This window comes from Actinomyces sp. HMSC065F12 (assembly GCF_001814535.1).
In the GTDB taxonomy this organism is placed as follows: domain Bacteria; phylum Actinomycetota; class Actinomycetes; order Actinomycetales; family Actinomycetaceae; genus Pauljensenia; species Pauljensenia radingae_A.
Genome location: NZ_KV817039.1, coordinates 1 through 309, shown reverse-complemented (window position 1 = coordinate 309; position 309 = coordinate 1). Strand labels below are relative to the sequence as shown.

General features: G+C 60.5%; 1 protein-coding gene. It reads left to right on the top strand.

The genetic code is table 11. The features are described from left to right. Positions 1–309: P-loop NTPase family protein (locus HMPREF2975_RS12635; RefSeq protein WP_227469373.1), on the top strand; the 309-nt coding region annotated here is incomplete at both ends.

The following is a 309-nucleotide window of genomic DNA, read 5'->3' as shown; positions in this document are numbered from 1 at the left end:
CCAACCTCACCCCATACCTCGACGGCACCTACACCCCGCCAGTCCCCACGCTCTTCACACGCACCGACAACGTCGCACTCCTCTACCCCGGCCTCATCCACGACATCCACGGCGAAAGCGAGTCCGGAAAAAGCCTCCTCATCCAAACCGAAACCGCCCGCCAACTCCAAGCCGGGAACCACGTCGCCTACATCGACTACGAAAGTGACGCCGGCCAAATCATCGAACGCCTCACCCTCATGGGCTGCACCACCCAACAAATCGCCAACGGTCTCACCTACATCAGGCCAGAACAATCCCCCTACACCA